At 72.0% G+C, this 16,492-nt stretch carries 16 protein-coding genes and 1 riboswitch; of the genes, 12 read left to right on the forward strand and 4 right to left on the reverse strand.

Annotated features, from left to right (window positions below; all coding sequences use genetic code 11):
* Positions 1-43: 43 nt before the first annotated feature.
* A complete protein-coding gene (locus ACIBK5_RS13215; protein ID WP_399019205.1) occupies positions 44-922 on the reverse strand; it encodes a hypothetical protein in 879 nt (292 codons plus the stop codon).
* Positions 923-1,074: 152 nt separating this feature from the next.
* Between ACIBK5_RS13215 and ACIBK5_RS13220 the strand changes: the two genes are divergently transcribed.
* The 5 genes from ACIBK5_RS13220 to ACIBK5_RS13240 all read left to right on the forward strand — a co-directional run bounded on the left by ACIBK5_RS13220 (position 1,075) and on the right by ACIBK5_RS13240 (position 6,175).
* Positions 1,075-1,443: a hypothetical protein gene (locus tag ACIBK5_RS13220; RefSeq protein WP_399019010.1), complete on the forward strand. Its 369-nt coding sequence runs from the start codon at positions 1,075-1,077 to the stop codon at positions 1,441-1,443.
* Positions 1,444-1,457: 14 nt separating this feature from the next.
* Positions 1,458-2,639, forward strand: a complete 1,182-nt coding sequence (locus ACIBK5_RS13225) for a glutathionylspermidine synthase family protein (RefSeq protein ID WP_399019012.1) — start codon at positions 1,458-1,460, stop codon at positions 2,637-2,639.
* 122 nt (positions 2,640-2,761) lie between these two features.
* A riboswitch (ZMP/ZTP riboswitch) is annotated at positions 2,762-2,847 on the forward strand.
* Positions 2,829-4,325 (forward strand): glycine hydroxymethyltransferase, encoded by a 1,497-nt coding sequence (locus ACIBK5_RS13230; protein WP_399019014.1) that lies wholly within the window; start codon positions 2,829-2,831, stop codon positions 4,323-4,325. Its footprint overlaps the riboswitch before it by 19 nt.
* A 116-nt stretch (positions 4,326-4,441) precedes the next feature.
* Positions 4,442-5,455 (forward strand): tryptophan--tRNA ligase, encoded by a 1,014-nt coding sequence (trpS, locus tag ACIBK5_RS13235; RefSeq protein ID WP_399019016.1) that lies wholly within the window; start codon positions 4,442-4,444, stop codon positions 5,453-5,455.
* Between the two features lie 141 nt (positions 5,456-5,596).
* Positions 5,597-6,175: a 2'-5' RNA ligase family protein gene (locus ACIBK5_RS13240; protein WP_399019018.1), complete on the forward strand. Its 579-nt coding sequence runs from the start codon at positions 5,597-5,599 to the stop codon at positions 6,173-6,175.
* Positions 6,176-6,216: 41 nt separating this feature from the next.
* On the opposite strand, the gene ACIBK5_RS13245 is transcribed toward ACIBK5_RS13240, so the two are convergent.
* Together ACIBK5_RS13245 and ACIBK5_RS13250 are read right to left on the reverse strand one after the other, a co-directional pair.
* Positions 6,217-6,972: a decaprenylphospho-beta-D-erythro-pentofuranosid-2-ulose 2-reductase gene (locus ACIBK5_RS13245; protein WP_399019020.1), complete on the reverse strand. Its 756-nt coding sequence runs from the start codon at positions 6,970-6,972 to the stop codon at positions 6,217-6,219.
* A 16-nt stretch (positions 6,973-6,988) separates the two neighbouring features.
* Positions 6,989-8,371, reverse strand: a complete 1,383-nt coding sequence (locus tag ACIBK5_RS13250) for an FAD-binding protein (RefSeq protein ID WP_399019022.1) — start codon at positions 8,369-8,371, stop codon at positions 6,989-6,991.
* 133 nt (positions 8,372-8,504) lie between these two features.
* Here ACIBK5_RS13250 and ACIBK5_RS13255 point away from each other — a divergent pair, with 133 nt between their 5' ends.
* From ACIBK5_RS13255 to ACIBK5_RS13270, 4 genes are read left to right on the forward strand one after another with little or no spacing between them, the layout of a single operon-like run.
* On the forward strand, positions 8,505-9,026 hold the full coding sequence (locus ACIBK5_RS13255) for a phosphatase PAP2 family protein (protein WP_391099165.1): 522 nt from the start codon (positions 8,505-8,507) through the stop codon (positions 9,024-9,026).
* Between the two features lie 10 nt (positions 9,027-9,036).
* Positions 9,037-9,981, forward strand: a complete 945-nt coding sequence (locus ACIBK5_RS13260; protein WP_399019207.1) for a decaprenyl-phosphate phosphoribosyltransferase — start codon at positions 9,037-9,039, stop codon at positions 9,979-9,981.
* Positions 9,978-10,433, forward strand: a complete 456-nt coding sequence (locus ACIBK5_RS13265; RefSeq protein ID WP_399019023.1) for a GtrA family protein — start codon at positions 9,978-9,980, stop codon at positions 10,431-10,433. Before ACIBK5_RS13260 ends, ACIBK5_RS13265 begins: the two co-directional genes overlap by 4 nt.
* Positions 10,421-11,350, forward strand: a complete 930-nt coding sequence (locus tag ACIBK5_RS13270) for a YihY/virulence factor BrkB family protein (protein ID WP_399019025.1) — start codon at positions 10,421-10,423, stop codon at positions 11,348-11,350. Before ACIBK5_RS13265 ends, ACIBK5_RS13270 begins: the two co-directional genes overlap by 13 nt.
* 44 nt (positions 11,351-11,394) lie before the next feature.
* On the opposite strand, the gene ACIBK5_RS13275 is transcribed toward ACIBK5_RS13270, so the two are convergent.
* Positions 11,395-12,711, reverse strand: a complete 1,317-nt coding sequence (locus tag ACIBK5_RS13275) for a D-alanyl-D-alanine carboxypeptidase family protein (RefSeq protein ID WP_399019027.1) — start codon at positions 12,709-12,711, stop codon at positions 11,395-11,397.
* Positions 12,712-12,883: 172 nt separating this feature from the next.
* Here ACIBK5_RS13275 and ACIBK5_RS13280 point away from each other — a divergent pair, with 172 nt between their 5' ends.
* The 3 genes from ACIBK5_RS13280 to ACIBK5_RS13290 all read left to right on the forward strand — a co-directional run bounded on the left by ACIBK5_RS13280 (position 12,884) and on the right by ACIBK5_RS13290 (position 16,468).
* Positions 12,884-13,123: an SCO4848 family membrane protein gene (locus tag ACIBK5_RS13280; RefSeq protein ID WP_391099174.1), complete on the forward strand. Its 240-nt coding sequence runs from the start codon at positions 12,884-12,886 to the stop codon at positions 13,121-13,123.
* A gap of 254 nt (positions 13,124-13,377) precedes the next feature.
* Positions 13,378-14,724 carry a metallophosphoesterase gene (locus tag ACIBK5_RS13285; RefSeq protein WP_399019209.1) on the forward strand — a complete coding sequence of 449 codons (1,347 nt, stop codon included), beginning with the start codon at positions 13,378-13,380 and terminating at the stop codon, positions 14,722-14,724.
* A 187-nt stretch (positions 14,725-14,911) separates the two neighbouring features.
* Positions 14,912-16,468 (forward strand): ABC transporter substrate-binding protein, encoded by a 1,557-nt coding sequence (locus ACIBK5_RS13290; protein WP_399019029.1) that lies wholly within the window; start codon positions 14,912-14,914, stop codon positions 16,466-16,468.
* Positions 16,469-16,492: the final 24 nt, after the last annotated feature.

The raw sequence follows: 16,492 nt of genomic DNA on the forward strand, positions 1-16,492 counted from the left end.
TGAAGCTTTACGGCAGGTGCGCCGCCTTGGGGAAAAGCCCTGCTCACTTAGGTGCGATCGCGTCCTCCCCGGCCGCCCCCGCCTCCCCGGCCGCCCCGCCCCCGGACTCCACCGGCGCCTCCCCGAACCGCGACAGCGCCAGCGCCCCGGCCACCGCCACCGCGAATCCGAGCACCGCCAGCCAGCCCAGCCCCTCCCGCGTGCGGTCCCCGAGCCAGATCACGCCGATCAGCGCGGGCGCCACCGTCTCCCCGAGCACCAGACCGGCGGTCGCGGTGGTCACCGACCCGCGCTGCAGGGCCGAGGTCAGCAGCAGGAACGCGGCCCCGCCCCCGAGCACCAGCGCGTAGGCCGCCGGGTTGGTGAAGAGCTCCCCGGGCGACAGCCCGTCGATGAGCCGGACCGCCACCTCCACCACCCCGAACCCGCAGCCGGCCCCCAGACCGAGCGCGAGCGCCCGCCCCCGCTCCGGCAGCCGCCCGCCCACCGCCCCGAGCAGCAGCACCCCGCCCGCGGCCCCGAGCATCGCCCACTTCAGCCAGCCCGGCCCCTCCTCGTCGCCCTCGGCCCCGGACGCCAGCCCCAGCAGCGCGAGCCCGGCGCACACCACCCCCACCGCCCCCCACTCCATCCGGGTCAGCCGCACGTCGAGCAGTCGCGCCGCGACCACGGCCGTCACCGCGAGGCTCGCTGCCAGCGCCGCCCCCACGGCATAGATCGGCACCGACCGCAGCGCGATGATCTGGAGCAGGAAGCCGAGACCGTCCAGCGCGAGCCCCAGCAGATACCGCCACTGCCGCAGCGCCCGCCACAGCAGGGCCACGTCCCCGCCCGGGCCGGTCGCCGCGGCCGCCCGCGCGGCCATCGCCTGCAACACCGTCGCCGTACCGAAGCAGACGGCCGCACCAAGGGCGCACACCATTCCAAAGATCACAAAACGACAGTAGGGGAGGGGGCGCGGACAGGGGGGCATGCACGCCCGCTCTCACCCCTCTCTAGGCTGACCGCTCGGCAGTACCCGGCGCGGTACACGACGCCGTACACGACACGAAGAAGCACGGGGGAGAGACGAAAATGGCCGAGACACGACGGCGACTGCGCTCCAGCACGGTGGTGCTGGGCGGTATGGGTGTCCTCGCGGCGGCTCTGTCCGCCTGCGGCTCCGACCCGGACCGCCGCTGTGTGGACCGGGACAGTTACGACTACATCAACGGCTACAAGATCGTCGCCGACAAGAACTGCAACTCGTCCTCCTCGTCCGGCTCCTCCTACGGCAAGGGCAAGGGCGGCAAGAAGACCGGCAAGTCCAAGACCACGGACGCCGACTGGTACTACGACGCCGACGTCAGCGGCGGCTACGCCGACCACGGCACCTTCAGCCGCAGCGAGGCCGTCGACCGGGGCGGCTTCGGCTGCTCGGGCTCCGGCAGCGGCGGCGGCTGAGCGGGCCCGCGCAGATGGAACGCCACACGACGGAGCCCCGCCCCGGCTGGCAGCAGACCGTCGAGGAACAGGGCCTGATCTACCCCCTCACCCGCTACCCCGACGACTCCCTGCGCCCCTACTGGGACGAAAGCGCGTACTACGTCTTCACCCTTCCGGAGATCGAGGCGCTGGAAGAGGTCGTCGAGGAACTCCACCGTATGTGCCTGGCGGCGGCCGCCCACATCGTCGCCGAGGACCGTTTCGCCGACCTGGGCATCACCGACCCCCGCGTCGCCCGGGCGGTCGCCGAGTCCTGGCACCGCCGCGCCGAACTCCCCTCCCTCTACGGCCGTTTCGACCTCCGCTACGACGGCACCGGCCCGGCCAAACTCCTGGAGTACAACGCCGACACCCCCACCTCACTGGTCGAGGCCGCGTCACCCCAGTGGTTCTGGATGGAGGAGCGCTTCCCCGGCGCCGACCAGTGGAACTCGCTCCACGAACGCCTCATCGACGCCTGGAAGAAGCAGGCCGCCCTTCTCCCGCCGGGCAGCCCCCTGTACTTCGCGTACTCCTCCGCCGACGAACTCGGCGAGGACATGATGACGGTCGCCTACCTCAAGGAGACGGCCGAGCAGGCGGGCCTGGCCACCGACTGGATCGCCATGGAGGAGATCGGCTGGGACCGTCTCTCCGGCCGCTTCGTCGACAACCGCCTCCGCTTCATCCGCAGCGCCTTCAAGCTCTACCCCTGGGAGTGGCTCACCACCGACCGCTTCGCCGCCCACGTCCTGGACACCCTCGACAACGGCGGCGGCACGGGCTCCACGCTGTGGATCGAACCGGCCTGGAAGATGCTCCTCAGCAACAAGGCCCTGCTCGCCATCCTCTGGGAGCTCTACCCCGACCACCCCAACCTCCTCCCGGCCCACCTGGACGGCCCCCGTGACCTGCCGGCCCACGGCTGGGTCGCCAAGCCCCTCCTCGGCCGAGAGGGCGCGGGCGTCACGATCCACGCCCCCGGCACCGACCCCTTCGTCCGGGACGAACCCTGCGTCTACCAGCAGCTCGCCCCCCTGCCCGACTTCGACGGCAACCGGGTGGTCCTGGGCGCCTGGGTGGTGGAGAACGAGTCGGCGGGCTTGGGCATCCGCGAGTCGTCGGGCCTGATCACAGACGAGTACGCGAGATTCCTGCCCCACGTGATCCTTTGAACGGTGTGGGGGGATCTCGCCCTCCAGGGGCGCGGGGAACTGCGCGACCAGCCACAACGCACCCGCACCCGGCAACGCGGAGCAACCCGGCAGACGCTCCCCCGCCCCAGCCGGTAGGCTGATCGCCGGGCCGTGACTGGCGCGCTGGGATGGACAAACCATCGGGGAGCGGCCCGAGCAGAGAGTGCCGTGCGCCTGGGCCGTACCGTGAACGCTGAACGCAACGTCCGGAGGTCCCCCATGCCCGAGCAACTCTCCCCCGCTTCCACCGCCTACCGCGCCGCGCTGGACGTCATCCGCGCCGTGGAACCCCGCGTAGCGGACGCCATCGGCCAGGAGGTCGCCGACCAGCGCGAGATGCTCAAGCTGATCGCCTCCGAGAACTACGCCTCCCCGGCCACCCTCCTGACCATGGGCAACTGGTTCAGCGACAAGTACGCCGAGGGCACCGTCGGCCGCCGCTTCTACGCCGGCTGCCGCAACGTCGACACCGTCGAGTCCCTGGCCGCCGAGCACGCCAGGGAGCTCTTCGGCGCCCGCCACGCCTACGTCCAGCCGCACTCCGGCATCGACGCCAACCTCGTCGCCTTCTGGGCCGTCCTCGGCGCCCGCGTCGAGGTGCCCTTCCTGGAGAAGACCGGCGTCCGCCAGATCAACGACCTCACGGACGCCGACTGGTCCGAGCTGCGCCAGGCCTTCGGCAACCAGCGCATGATCGGCATGTCCCTGGACGCCGGCGGCCACCTCACCCACGGCTTCCGCCCGAACATCTCCGGCAAGATGTTCGACCAGCGCGCCTACGGCACGGACCCCGCCACGGGCCTGCTGGACTACGAGGCCGTGCGCGCCACCGCCCGTGAGTTCAAGCCGCTGATCATCGTCGCGGGCTACTCGGCCTACCCCCGCCTGGTGAACTTCCGGATCATGCGCGAGATCGCCGACGAGGTCGGCGCCACGCTGATGGTCGACATGGCGCACTTCGCCGGCCTGGTCGCGGGCAAGGTCCTGACCGGCGACTTCGACCCGGTCCCGCACGCCCAGATCGTGACGACGACCACCCACAAGTCGCTGCGCGGCCCCCGCGGCGGCATGGTCCTGTGCGACGACACCCTGAAGGACCAGGTCGACCGCGGCTGCCCGATGGTCCTCGGCGGCCCGCTCCCGCACGTGATGGCCGCCAAGGCCGTCGCCCTCGCGGAGGCCCGCCAGGAGTCCTTCCGTGACTACGCCCAGCGCATCGTCGACAACTCCCGCGCCCTCGCCGAGGGGCTGATGCGGCGCGGCGCGACGCTGGTGACGGGCGGCACGGACAACCACCTCAACCTGATCGACGTCGCCTCCTCCTACGGCCTCACCGGCCGCCAGGCCGAGGCCGCCCTGCTCGACTCGGGCATCGTCACCAACCGCAACGCGATCCCCGCCGACCCGAACGGTGCCTGGTACACCTCCGGCATCCGCATCGGCACCCCGGCCCTGACCACCCGCGGCCTGGGCACGGCCGAGATGGACGAGGTCGCGGGCCTGATCGACCGCGTCCTGACCACCACGGAAGCGGGCACGACCAAGTCGGGCGCCCCCTCCAAGGCCCAGCACGTCCTCGACGCGAAGGTGGCGGACGAGATCTCCCAGCGCGCCACGGACCTGGTCGCGGGCTTCCCCCTGTACCCGGAGATCGACCTCGGCTGACGAACGCCGTCAGGGCAGCGCCCTCAGGGGCGCGGGGAACTGCGCGACCAGCCACGAACGGTCCGCGGTTCCCCACCCGCCGAAACCACCCACACCCCTCTGAGACAATAAGAAACATGGCCTCTGACCGACCTCGCGTGCTCTCCGGTATCCAGCCCACCGCCGGCTCGTTCCACCTCGGCAACTACCTCGGCGCCGTCCGCCAGTGGGTGGCCCTCCAGGAGACCCACGACGCGTTCTACATGGTCGTCGACCTGCACGCGATCACCATCCCGCAGGACCCGAAGGACCTGCGCGCGAACACGCGCCTGGCCGCGGCCCAGCTCCTCGCGGCCGGTCTCGACCCGGACCGCTGCACGCTCTTCGTCCAGAGCCACGTCCCCGAGCACGCCCAGCTCGCCTGGATCATGAACTGCCTCACCGGCTTCGGCGAGGCCGGCCGGATGACCCAGTTCAAGGACAAGTCCGCCAAGCAGGGCGCCGAGCGCGCGTCCGTCGGCCTCTTCACGTACCCGATCCTCCAGGTCGCGGACATCCTGCTCTACCAGGCGAACGAGGTCCCGGTCGGCGAGGACCAGCGCCAGCACATCGAGCTCACCCGCGACCTGGCCACGCGCTTCAACGGCCGCTTCGGCGAGACCTTCACGCTCCCCAAGCCGTACATCCTCAAGGAGACGGCGAAGATCTACGACCTTCAGGACCCGTCGATCAAGATGAGCAAATCGGCGTCCACGCCGAAGGGCCTCATCAACCTCCTCGACGAGCCGAAGGCCACCGCGAAGAAGGTCAAGAGCGCGGTCACGGACACCGACACCGTCATCCGCTTCGACGCGGCGGAGAAGCCCGGCATCAGCAACCTCCTCGGCATCTACTCCACCCTCACCGGCGAGACCATCGCCGAGCTGGAGCAGAAGTACGAGGGCAAGGGCTACGGCGCGCTCAAGACGGACCTCGCGGAGGTCATGGTCGATTTCGTGACGCCGTTCCGGGAGCGCACCCAGCAGTACCTGGACGACCCCGAGACGCTCGACTCGATCCTCGCCAAGGGCGCCGAGAAGGCACGCGCGGTCGCCGCGGAAACCCTTTCCCAGGCGTACGACAAGGTCGGTTTCCTGCCCGCCAAGCACTGAACCCGCCCCCGCGCACAGCCGTACCACCCGACAGCGCTGTACATCACTCCGGTTGCGCCTGCCCGTAACCCGCCCGTGGCCGTACAGTCGATAACCGGGTGGTCGTATCAGCGACCCGCCAACTGAACGACAGGAGACGACGTGGGGACCGTAACGATCGGTGTCTCGATCGCGGTCCCGGAGCCTCACGGCAGCGAGCTCCAGCAGCTGCGCGCGGGCTTCGGCGACGCCTCGGCTCACGGCATCCCCACGCACGTCACCCTGCTGCCGCCGACGGAGATCGACGAGGACGCCCTGCCGGCCGTCGAGGCGCATCTGACCGAGGTCGCCGCGGCCGGGCGGCCGTTCCCCATGCGGCTGTCCGGCACGGGTACGTTCCGGCCCGTGTCGCCGGTCGTGTTCGTCCAGGTCGTCTCGGGAGCGGAGGCCTGCACGGGGCTCCAGCAGCAGGTCCGCGACCCCGTCGGGCCGGTCCCGCGCGAACTGCAGTTCCCGTACCACCCGCACGTCACGGTGGCGCACGGCATCGACGACGCGGCGATGGACCGCGCCTTCGAGGAACTCGCCGACTACGAGGCCGAGTGGCCCTGCACCGGCTTCGCCCTCTACGAGCAGGGCGCCGACGGCGTCTGGCGCAAGCTCCGCGAGTTCCCCTTCGGCGGCGCGGTCGTCCCGCCCCAGGCCGGCCCCGCGGAACGCGGCTCGGTCCCCACCCGCTGAATCGGCATCAGACCGGCGACCGCGTCAGATCGGCAGCCGCGTCAGATCGGCAGCCGCCGGAACACCGCGCGCGGCAGGTGGCGCAGTGCCGCCATCACCACGCGCAGGGCGCCCGGTACCCACACCGTCTCCGCGCGGCGGCGCAGCCCCAGCTCCACGGCCGTCGCGACCGCCTCGGGCGTGGTCGCCAGGGGCGCCTCGGGCAGGCCGGCGGTCATCCGTGTACGGACGAAGCCGGGGCGTACGACCATGACGTGCACGCCCGTGCCGTGCAGCGCGTCGCCCAGGCCCTGCGCGAAAGCGTCCAGGCCGGCCTTGCTGGAGCCGTAGATGAAGTTCGCGCGACGCGCCCGCTCGCCCGCCACGGAGGACATGACGACCAGGGAGCCGTGCCCCTGGGACTGGAGCGCCCGGGCGCACACCAGGCTCGCCGAGACCGCGCCGGTGTAGTTGGTCTGCGCGACCCGCACCGCCGCCTCCGGTTCCCGCTCGTCACGGGCCTGGTCGCCGAGCAGGCCGAAGGCGAGCAGCACCATGTCGATGTCGCCCTCGGCGAACACCTTGCCGAGCACGGCCTCGTGGGAACCGGGGTCGAGCGCGTCGAAGGCGATGGTGTGCACGTCGGCCCCGAGCCCGCGCAGCCGCCCGGCGGCCTCCTCCAGGGCGGCCGAGGGGCGGCCCGCCAGCCAGACCGTGCGGGTGCGGCGGGCGATCAGCCGGCGGGTGGTCGCCAGCGCGATCTCCGACGTACCGCCGAGGACGAGCAGGGACTGGGGGAGACCGAAGGCGTCCTTCATGACAGCTCCTAAATGCCTAGAGATGGAGGCGGCGGGCCAGGTCGGACACGAACACCCCGTGCGGGTCCAGTTCGGCGCGCAGCGCGCGGAAGTCGTCGAGGCGCGGGTACATGGCCGTGACCAGCTCCGGGCGCAGGCGGGCGTCCTTGGCGAGGTAGACCCGTCCGCCCGCGGCGGCGACCTCCTCGTCGAGTTCGTCGAGGAACGTGCCGAGGCCGGGCAGCCCCGCCGGGATGTCCAGCGCCAGCGTCCAGCCCGGCACCGGGAACGACAGCCAGCCCGGGTCGGACTCCCCGAACCGCTTGAGGACGGCCAGGAAGGACGGGCAGCGGCGCTCCGCGATACGGCGGACGATGCCGCGCAGGGCGTCCTCCCGGCCGTGTCCGACGACGAACTGGTACTGCACGAAGCCGCCGCGGCCGTAGACCCGGTTCCAGTGGGGCACACCGTCCAGGGGGTGGAAGAAGGCCGAGATCCGCTGGAGCCGGCCGACCCGTGCGCGCGGGGCCTTGCGGTACCAGAGCTCGTTGAAGAGGGCCACGGTGGTCCGGCTGAGCAGGCCCTCGGGAACGACGGCCGGGGCGGCGGGGAGGCGGGCGGTGCGGAAGGCCAGTGGGTCCGTGCGCAGCCGGGCGGGCAGCGCGTCCAGGGGCGCGTGGTCGCCGCGGGTGAGGACCGCCCGGCCGGTGGCGGCGCCGCGGGCCAGCAGGTCGATCCAGGCGACCGAGTAGCGGTAGCGGTGGTCGGTGGCCGTCAGCCGGGCCATCAGGTCGTCGAGGTCCGCCGCCCGTTCGGTGTCGACCGACATCAGCGAGGTCTCGACCCGCTGGAGGCGGAGCGTCGCGGTGAGGATCACGCCGGTCAGCCCCATGCCGCCCGCGGTGGCGTCGAACAGGGGCGTGCCGGGGACCACCGTGCGGATCTCGCCGTCGGCGGTGAGCAGTTCGAAGGACAGCACGTGCCGCGAGAACGAGCCCGAGACATGGTGGTTCTTGCCGTGGATGTCGGCGCCGATCGCCCCGCCGACGGTGACATAGCGCGTGCCGGGGGTGACCGGCACGAACCAGCCGAGCGGCAGCAGCACCTGCATCAGCCGGTGCAGGGAGACGCCCGCGTCGCACAACACGGTCCCGCCGGCGGCGTCGATCGCGTGGACGCGGTCGAGGCCCGTCATGTCGAGCACGGCACCGCCCGCGTTCTGCGCCGCGTCCCCGTACGCCCGTCCCAGGCCCCGGGGGATCCCGCCCCGGGCCCCGCACTCCCGGACGGCCGCCGCGGCCTCCTCGTACGTCCTCGGGCGGATCAGCCGGCCCGCCGTGGGAGCGGTGCGGCCCCAGCCGGTGACGGTGGTGTGGTCCAGGCCCATGACGTCCGGGGCGGAATCGGTGTCGGCAGACATGTCCGTGACCGTATCGCCCTCTTGTGGGCGATTAGTTAGGGAACATGGCATCCCTCCCCGAAATGGGTGATTAATGGGATGTCGCTCAATATTGCCGGAGTTCGGGCCGCATGGGCATGAACAGTGAGTCCACATGGACGACCTCGACGACCTGCACGACATGGACCACCGGATCGTTTCGGCGCTCAGGGCGTGCGGCACCGACCCACGCGTGGCGGGCGCCGCGCGTGCCCTGTCCTGGGCGGGGGAGCACGCGGCGCTGTGGCTGGCGGCGGGGCTCGCCGGAGCCGCCGTGGACGGCGGGCGGCGCGGGGCCTGGCTGCGCGGCACGGCGCTGACCGCCGGGGCGCATCTCGTCAGCATGGGCGTGAAACGAGTCGTGCGCCGACCGCGCCCCGCGCATGTCGAGCCCCTGGTGCGCACCGCCGGCCGGCACTCCTTCCCCAGCTCGCACGCCGCCTCCGCCACGGCCGCCGCCGTCGCCTTCGGCGCCCTGGGAGCGCGCGCGGTACCGCCGCTGGCCGCCGCCGTGTGCGTCTCCCGGCTGGTGGCCGGCGTCCACTACCCCTCGGACGTCGCGGCCGGCGCCGCCCTCGGCGCGCTCACGGCCCGGCTCGGCGCCCGCTGGGTGAAGGGGGGCGCCCGCCATGACTGAGGCGCCCGCCATGGCCGAGACGGCCGTCCTGCGGCAGCGCGCCGGTGAGAAGCGGCCCGCGCCACCCCGCAGGGGCGGTCTCCTGGCCGGTCTCCTCAGGACCGCGCGCCCCCGGCAGTGGATCAAGAACATCCTCGTGGTCGCCGCCCCCGCGGCCGCCGGTGAGCTCTTCTCCCGGCACGCCCTGGCGCAACTCGCCCTCGTCTTCGTCCTCTTCACCGCCTGCGCCGCCGCCGTCTACCTCGTCAACGACGCCCGCGACGCCGAAGCCGACCGTGCCCACCCCACCAAGCGGCACCGGCCGGTCGCCGCCGGGCAGGTCCCCGTACCCGTCGCCTACGCCGTCGGCGGCGTCCTCGCCGTCCTCGCGCCCGCCGCCGCGGCCCGGCTGTGCCCCCCGGCCGTCGCCGCCCTGCTGGCCGCCTACCTCGGCATGCAACTGGCCTACTGCGTCAGCCTCAAGCACGTCCTCGTCGTCGACCTCGCCGTCGTCACGACCGGCTTCCTGATGCGGGCGATGATCGGCGGACTCGCCCTCGGTATCCCGCTGTCACGCTGGTTCCTGATCACCACCGGCTTCGGCGCGCTGTTCATGGTGTCGGCCAAGCGCTACTCCGAAGCCGTGCAGATGGCCGGAACGGCGGGCGCCACGCGCGCGTTGCTCACCGAGTACACCAGCGACTACCTCCGCTTCGTCTGGCAGCTCGCGGCCGGGGCCGCCGTCCTCGGCTACTGCCTGTGGGCCATGGAGGAGGGCGGCGTCCCGCACACCAGCGTGCTGCCCTGGCGGCAGCTGTCCATGGTCGCCTTCATCCTCGCCATCCTCCGATACGCCGTCTTCGCCGACCGCGGTACGGCAGGCGAACCCGAGGACGTCGTCCTGCGCGACCGGGCGCTCGCCCTCATCGGCCTGGTGTGGATGGCGATGTACGGCCTGGCGGTGGCCAATTGGTGACCACGCGCGCGTGGCGAAGCCGGCCGGCCCTCCCCTCGCGGCGGGAACTGACCGGCTTCGCCGCCGTCGGTCTCCTCGCCTACGCCGTCGACCTGGCCCTGTTCACCTGTCTGCGCGGCCCCGCCGGACTCGACCCGCTCACCGCCAAGGCCCTGTCCTTCGTGGCCGCCTGCTCGGTGGCCTACGCGGGCAACGCCCTCGGCACCTACGGATCCGAGCGGGTCCGGGGCTGGCGGCCGTACGCCGTCTTCTGCGCGGTGAACCTCGCCGGGGCCGCCGTCCAACTGCTCTGCCTCACCGTCAGCCACTACGGCCTCGGGCTCACCTCCCAGCGTGCGGACACCGTCTCCGGCGCTGTCGTCGGCATGGCCCTGGCCACGATTCTGCGGTTCTGGGGTACCCGTACATGGGTGTTCCGGGCGGAGGGCAGAAGCGGATCATGGACTGGCTGAAAAAGCTCCCGATGGTCGGGCCGTGGGTGGAGCGGCTGATGATCACCCACGCGTGGCGGTCGTACGAGCGGCTGGACCGCGTGGCGTGGACGCGGCTGGCCGCCGCGATGACCTTCACCAGCTTCGTCGCGCTGTTCCCGCTGCTGACCGTGGCCGCCGCGATCGCCGCCGCCACGCTCGGCAAGGGCCAGCAGGACAAGCTGCAGGACAAGATCGCCGAGCAGGTGCCCGGGATCTCCGACCAGCTGGACATCTCAGGCCTGGTGGACAACGCCGGTGCCATCGGCCTCATCGCGGGCGCGCTGCTGCTCTTCACCGGCATCAGCTGGGCGGGCTCCATGCGCGAGTGTCTGCGCGCGGTGTGGGAGCTGCCCGACGAGGAGGAGAACCCGGTCGTGCGCTACGCCAAGGACGCGGGTGTCCTGATCGGCCTGGGCGGCGCGATCCTCGTCACCCTCGCCGCCTCGGCGGTGGCCTCCGCGATGGTCGGCTGGATCATCCGGCAGCTGGGCATCGACGAGGGCGGCTGGGGCGGGGTCCTGCTGCGGATCGTCGCGTTCCTGGTCGCCGTCCTCGCCGACTTCCTGCTTCTGCTCTACGTCCTGACGCTGCTGCCCGGCGTGGAGCCGACGCGGCACCGCCTGATCGTGGCCGCGCTGACCGGAGCGGTCGGCTTCGAACTGCTGAAGCTCCTGCTCAGCGGCTATCTCCAGGGCGTGGCCGCGAAGAGCATGTACGGCGCGTTCGGCGTCCCCGTCGCGCTGCTGCTGTGGATCAATTTCACCTCGAAGCTGGTGTTGTTCTGCGCCGCCTGGACGGCGACGCAGAGCAAGCGGGACGAACTCCCGGCCACCGCCCCCGGCCGCCCGGACGGGCCGGGCGGGGCGGCGGATCCGGCCGTGGCGGGCGGCGGCTGACCGAAAACACCTGGCAGCGCTCCGGCGCTGCCGGCACCGGGGCGTCAGCTGTCGTCGCCCGAACGGGCCCTGCGGCGTACCAGGTCCGGCAGGGGCCAGCGGCGGTTGATCAGGAAGGCGCCGGCCGCGAGCAGGACCAGGACGCCGCCGGTGATGCCGAGCGCCGTTCCGATGCCGCTGGAGCCGTCCGCGGCCGCGGCGCCGGCCACCGGCTTCGAACCGGTCCCGGCGTCGCCTGAGCCACCGGCCTCTCCGGACGGGTTCGCGCCGGGCCGGTCACCGCCCTGCGCGGCGCTCCTCGGCGGCACCAGCTCACCCACCGGCTGCACCTTCCCGGCCGCCTTGAACCCCCAGTCGAACAGCCGGGCGGTCTCCTTGTAGACCTCGTTGTGCTCGTCCTTCTCCGGGTTCATCACCGTGACCAGCAGCACCTTGCCGTTCCGCTCGGCGACGCCGGTGAAGGTGGCCCCGGCGTTGGTGGTGTTGCCGTTCTTCACGCCCGCGATGCCCTGGTAGACGGGCACGTCCGCGTCGCCGCTCAGCAGCCGGTTGGTGTTGCGGATCTCGAAGGACTTGCGGACGGACTTCCCCTTCTTGTCCTTCTTCGTCTCGCCGGGGAACTTCGCGCTGACCGTCGAGCTGTACTCCCGGAAGTCCTTCTTCTGGAGCCCCGAACGGGCGATCAGCGTCAGGTCGTAGGCCGACGACACCTGCCCCTCGGCGTCGTAGCCGTCCGGGCTGACGACGTGCGTGTCGAGGGCCTGGAGCTCCTCGGCGTGCGCGTTCATCTCCTTGACGGTGTTCTCGACGCCCTTGTTCATCGCGGACAGGACGTGCACCGCGTCGTTGCCGGACTGCAGGAAGACACCGAGCCACAGGTCGTGGACGGTGTACGTCTCCTCCTCCTTTATCCCGACCATGCTGGACCCCGCGCCGATGCCCGCCAGGTCGGAGGGCACGACCTTGTGCTCGGTCGTGCTCGGGAACTTCGGCAGCAGCGTGTCCGCGAACAGCATCTTCAGCGTGCTCGCCGGGGCCAGCCGCCAGTGCGCGTTGTGCGCGGCGAGCACGTCACCGGTCTCGGCGTCGGAGACGATCCAGGAGCGGGCGCTCAGATCCTTCGGCAGCACCGGCACACCGCTCGCCAGGTTCACCTGCGTCCCCGGCCGGCCGAGCCGGGCACCGCCCACGCTCGACATCTTCGCCGGGGGAGTGGCCGAAGGGCTCGCCGACGGGCTGCCCGACGGGCTGTCCGAGGGCTTCGGGGCCGCGACGGCGGCGGGCGCGGCCAGGGCGAGAGACGACAGGACGGCGGCGGTGACCAGCAGGGATCCCCTGGTGGTCTTCTTCGGTGCGGGCACGGTCGGAAACGTACATGCCGTACGCAGGGAAGTCCCGCTTCCACCCCCACCCCATGAACGGAACAGGACACGCTCTGGCGATACTGGACTCATGCCGTGCTCATCCGGGGGACAACCCCCGGACCCCCGGCCGGTCCCGGAAGCACGGCGTCGTGAGGAAAGGTCTGTCGTTGTGAAGCTCAGCCGCCCCGTCTCCTGGTTCCTGCTCGCCTTCGGGGTGTGGAGCTGGGTCATCTGGATCACTTTCGTCAAAAACCTTGTCAAGGACGGCAGCGGGCTCGCCTTCGACGACGGTCAACCCACGGCGTACTTCTGGGTGCACCTGCTGCTCGCCGTCGTGTCCTTCGTATTGGGGACGGTCGTCGGGGCCATCGGGTTGCGTGGTCTGCGCGCACTGCGCCGGACGTCATAACGGCAATCGGGAGACACGACACCGTGGCCATCGTCTTCGTACTCGTCGCACTGCTGGTCCTGGCCGTCATCGTGACGGCCAACTGGTACGTGTGGCGCCGCCTGTTCCGCGACACGACCCGCGGCCCGGGCCTCACCCGCCGCGCGGGCGCGGTCCTGATCGCCGGCGGCTGGACCCTGGCGATCGCGGCCCTGGTCGCCGAACGCTCCGGAGCCCCCTTCTGGCTCCAGCAGACCCTCGCCTGGCCGGGCTTCATGTGGCTGGCCCTGTCGATATACCTGCTGCTGGCGGTGGTGGCGGGCGAGGTCGTACGCCCCCTGCTGCGGAGGTTCCTGGAACGCCGGGACAGAGCGAGAGCCGAAGCCGGGACGGGGCCGACGGCGTCGCCCGCGGACCGGCCGCACACCCCTGACGCACCCGGCGGAGCGACGGGCTCCGCGCCGGCGGCCGCCGCCCAGGCCGGCCCCCATGGCGGAGCGGCCGGCTCCGCCTCCGCGCCGGCCGCCGGCCCCAAGGCGGGCGTCGGGGCGGGGCTGCCCGGCGAAGCGGCCGGTGCCGGGACTGCGGCCGATCCGCAGGCCGGCGTCGGCGCCGCGGCGCCCGGTGTGGCAGCCGCTGCCGCCGCACAGGCCGGTCTCCGAGGTGGAGCGACCGCCTCCGCCACCGAGCCCCACCCCCTGACGGACCCCACCCTCGACGACGCCCCGGAAGCCACCCCGCGGCCGCTCACCCCCACCGGCACCACCGACACCACACCCTCCACCGCCCCCACCGGCCCCTCCCGCCGGCTCTTCGTCTCGCGGGTCGTCGCCGGGGCCGCCGCGGCCGCCGCTGTCGGGACCGTCGGGTACGGGACATACGGCGTGCTGCGGGGGCCGAAGGTGAAGCGGGTCACCGTGCCGCTGGCCAAGCTGCCGCGCGCGGCGCACGGGTTCCGGATCGCGGTGGTCAGCGACGTCCACCTCGGCCCGGTCCTGGGCCGAGGCTTCGCCCAGACGGTCGTCGACACGATCAACTCGACCCAGCCCGACCTGATCGCGGTCGTCGGCGACCTGGTCGACGGCAGCGTCAAGGACCTCGGCCCCGCCGCGGCCCCGCTGGCTCAGCTGAGGGCCCGTCACGGCTCCTACTTTGTCACCGGCAACCACGAGTACTTCTCCGGCGCCGAACAGTGGGTCGAGGAGGTCCGGAGCCTCGGCATCAACCCCCTGGAGAACGCCCGCCAGGAGCTCCCGTACTTCGACCTGGCCGGAGTCAACGACATCGCCGGTGAGGAGGAAGGCCAGGGCCCCGACTTCGCCCGGGCGCTCGGCGACCGGGACACCGCTCGCGCGTGCGTGCTGCTCGCCCACCAGCCCGTGCAGATCGACGACGCGGTCGAGCACGGCGTCGACCTCCAGCTCTCCGGCCACACCCACGGCGGCCAGCTCTGGCCCGGCAACCTCATCGCCTCCGCCGCCAACCCGACCCTCGCGGGCCTGGAGCGCTACGGCGACACCCAGCTCTACGTCTCACGAGGCGCCGGCGCCTGGGGCCCGCCCACCCGGGTCGGCGCACCCTCGGACATCACGCTGATCGAGCTGGCGTCGAAGCAGGCCTGACCGCCCGTCACCCTGTGGGAACGCTGTGAAAACGGACCGAACCGCCCATCAGTAAGTTCTTTCCCAAGTCGGCAGATCTCCCTTCCCCGAGGTCAAAAGCCTGTGATTGTGTGAGGCCGCCACGAAGGGGTGTGGCACTCGCACAAGGGTCACAACGGGCCCTAAGGGCCTGGGGAGGGCAAGGCCGATGCGATCGGTTCGCATACGGATACTCGCGGGGCTGCTCGTCCTGGCGGCCGCGGGCGTGGGCGCCTGGCAGTTCCTGCCGTCGAAGAGCGACGGCAAGGCCATCACGGTGGGCACGACGGACGCCGTCACCTCGCTCGACCCGGCCGGCGCCTACGACGCCGGCTCCTGGGCGCTGTTCAGCAACGTCTTCCAGTCGCTGCTCAGCTTCACGCCGGGCGGCACCGCACCCGTTCCGGACGCGGCTAAGAGCTGCGCGTTCGCGGGCGGCGCCCTGACGACGTACCGCTGCGAGCTGCGCTCCGGCCTCACCTTCCCGAGCGGCCGGACGATGACCGCCGAGGACGTGAAGTACTCCTTCGACCGGATCCTGAGGATCAAGTCGCCCGTCGGCCCGGCGCCTCTGCTCGACACCCTCGGTTCCGTCAGCGCCGACCGGCTGACCGTCACCTTCCACCTGTCCTCGCCCGACGCGACCTTCCCGTTCAAGGTGGCCACCGGCGCCGGCTCGATCGTCGACCACACCGCGTACCCGGCCGGCAAGCTGCGCACCGACAACGGTGTCGACGGCACCGGCCCGTACACCATCAGCTCCTACACGAAGAACGCCGAGGCGGTCCTCGCGCCCAACGCCCACTACCAGGGCGCCGTCAAGGGCGGCGCGGACCGTTCCGTCGAGCTGCGTTACTACGGCACCCCCGACGCCCTCGACACCGCCTGGAAGGACAGGCAGGTCGAGGTCGCGACCCGCCAGCTGCCGCCCCAGGTCCTCGCCGGCCTCAACCCCAGCGACCCGGCCCAGCGCGTCTTCGAGGCGGACGGCTCCGAGACCCGCAACCTGTACTTCAACACCCGCGCGGGCAAGCCCCTGCACAAGCCCGAGGTCCGCCGGGCCATGGCCTGGCTGATCGACCGCGAGCGACTGGCCGCCACCGTCTACGACGGCACCGTCGACCCGCTGTACTCCCTGATCCCGGCGGGCATCACCGGCCACACCGCCTCGTTCTTCGACGACTATCCCGAGCAGGACGCGAAGAAGGCACGGCAGTCGCTCACCAAAGCCGGCGTCACCCTGCCCGTCCGCATCACCTACGGCTACGCCAAGGGCCGCGGCGCCGGTGCCCAGGAGGGCGCCGAGATCAAGAAGGAGCTGGAGGCGAGCGGGCTGTTCAAGGTCACTCTCCAGGGCTACGAGTGGACCGACTTCCAGAAGCGCTGGGCGACCGGCAGGCTCGACGCGTACGCCGTCGGCTGGGTCGCCGACTTCCCCGACCCGGACACCTTCGGCGCCGCGCTGGTCGGCACCGGCAGCGCCATGAACACCGGCTACAGCAGCAAGACCGTGGACCGGCTCATCAAGGACAGCCAGCGCTACGCCGACCGAGGCGAAGCCGACCGGGACTTCCGCGAGGTGCAGCAGACCGTCGCACAGGACGTGCCGGTGCTGCCGCTGTGGCAGGCGAAGGAGTACGTCGTCACCACCGAGGACATCGGCGGCGGCCAGTACCTCTCGGACGGCACGGGCGTCTTCCGCCTCTGGAGCCTCACACGGCTCTGAGGCGCCCTGCGCGGCCCTGGTACT

It is taken from the genome of Streptomyces sp. NPDC050546, assembly GCF_044457425.1.
Taxonomy (GTDB): Bacteria; Actinomycetota; Actinomycetes; order Streptomycetales; family Streptomycetaceae; genus Streptomyces.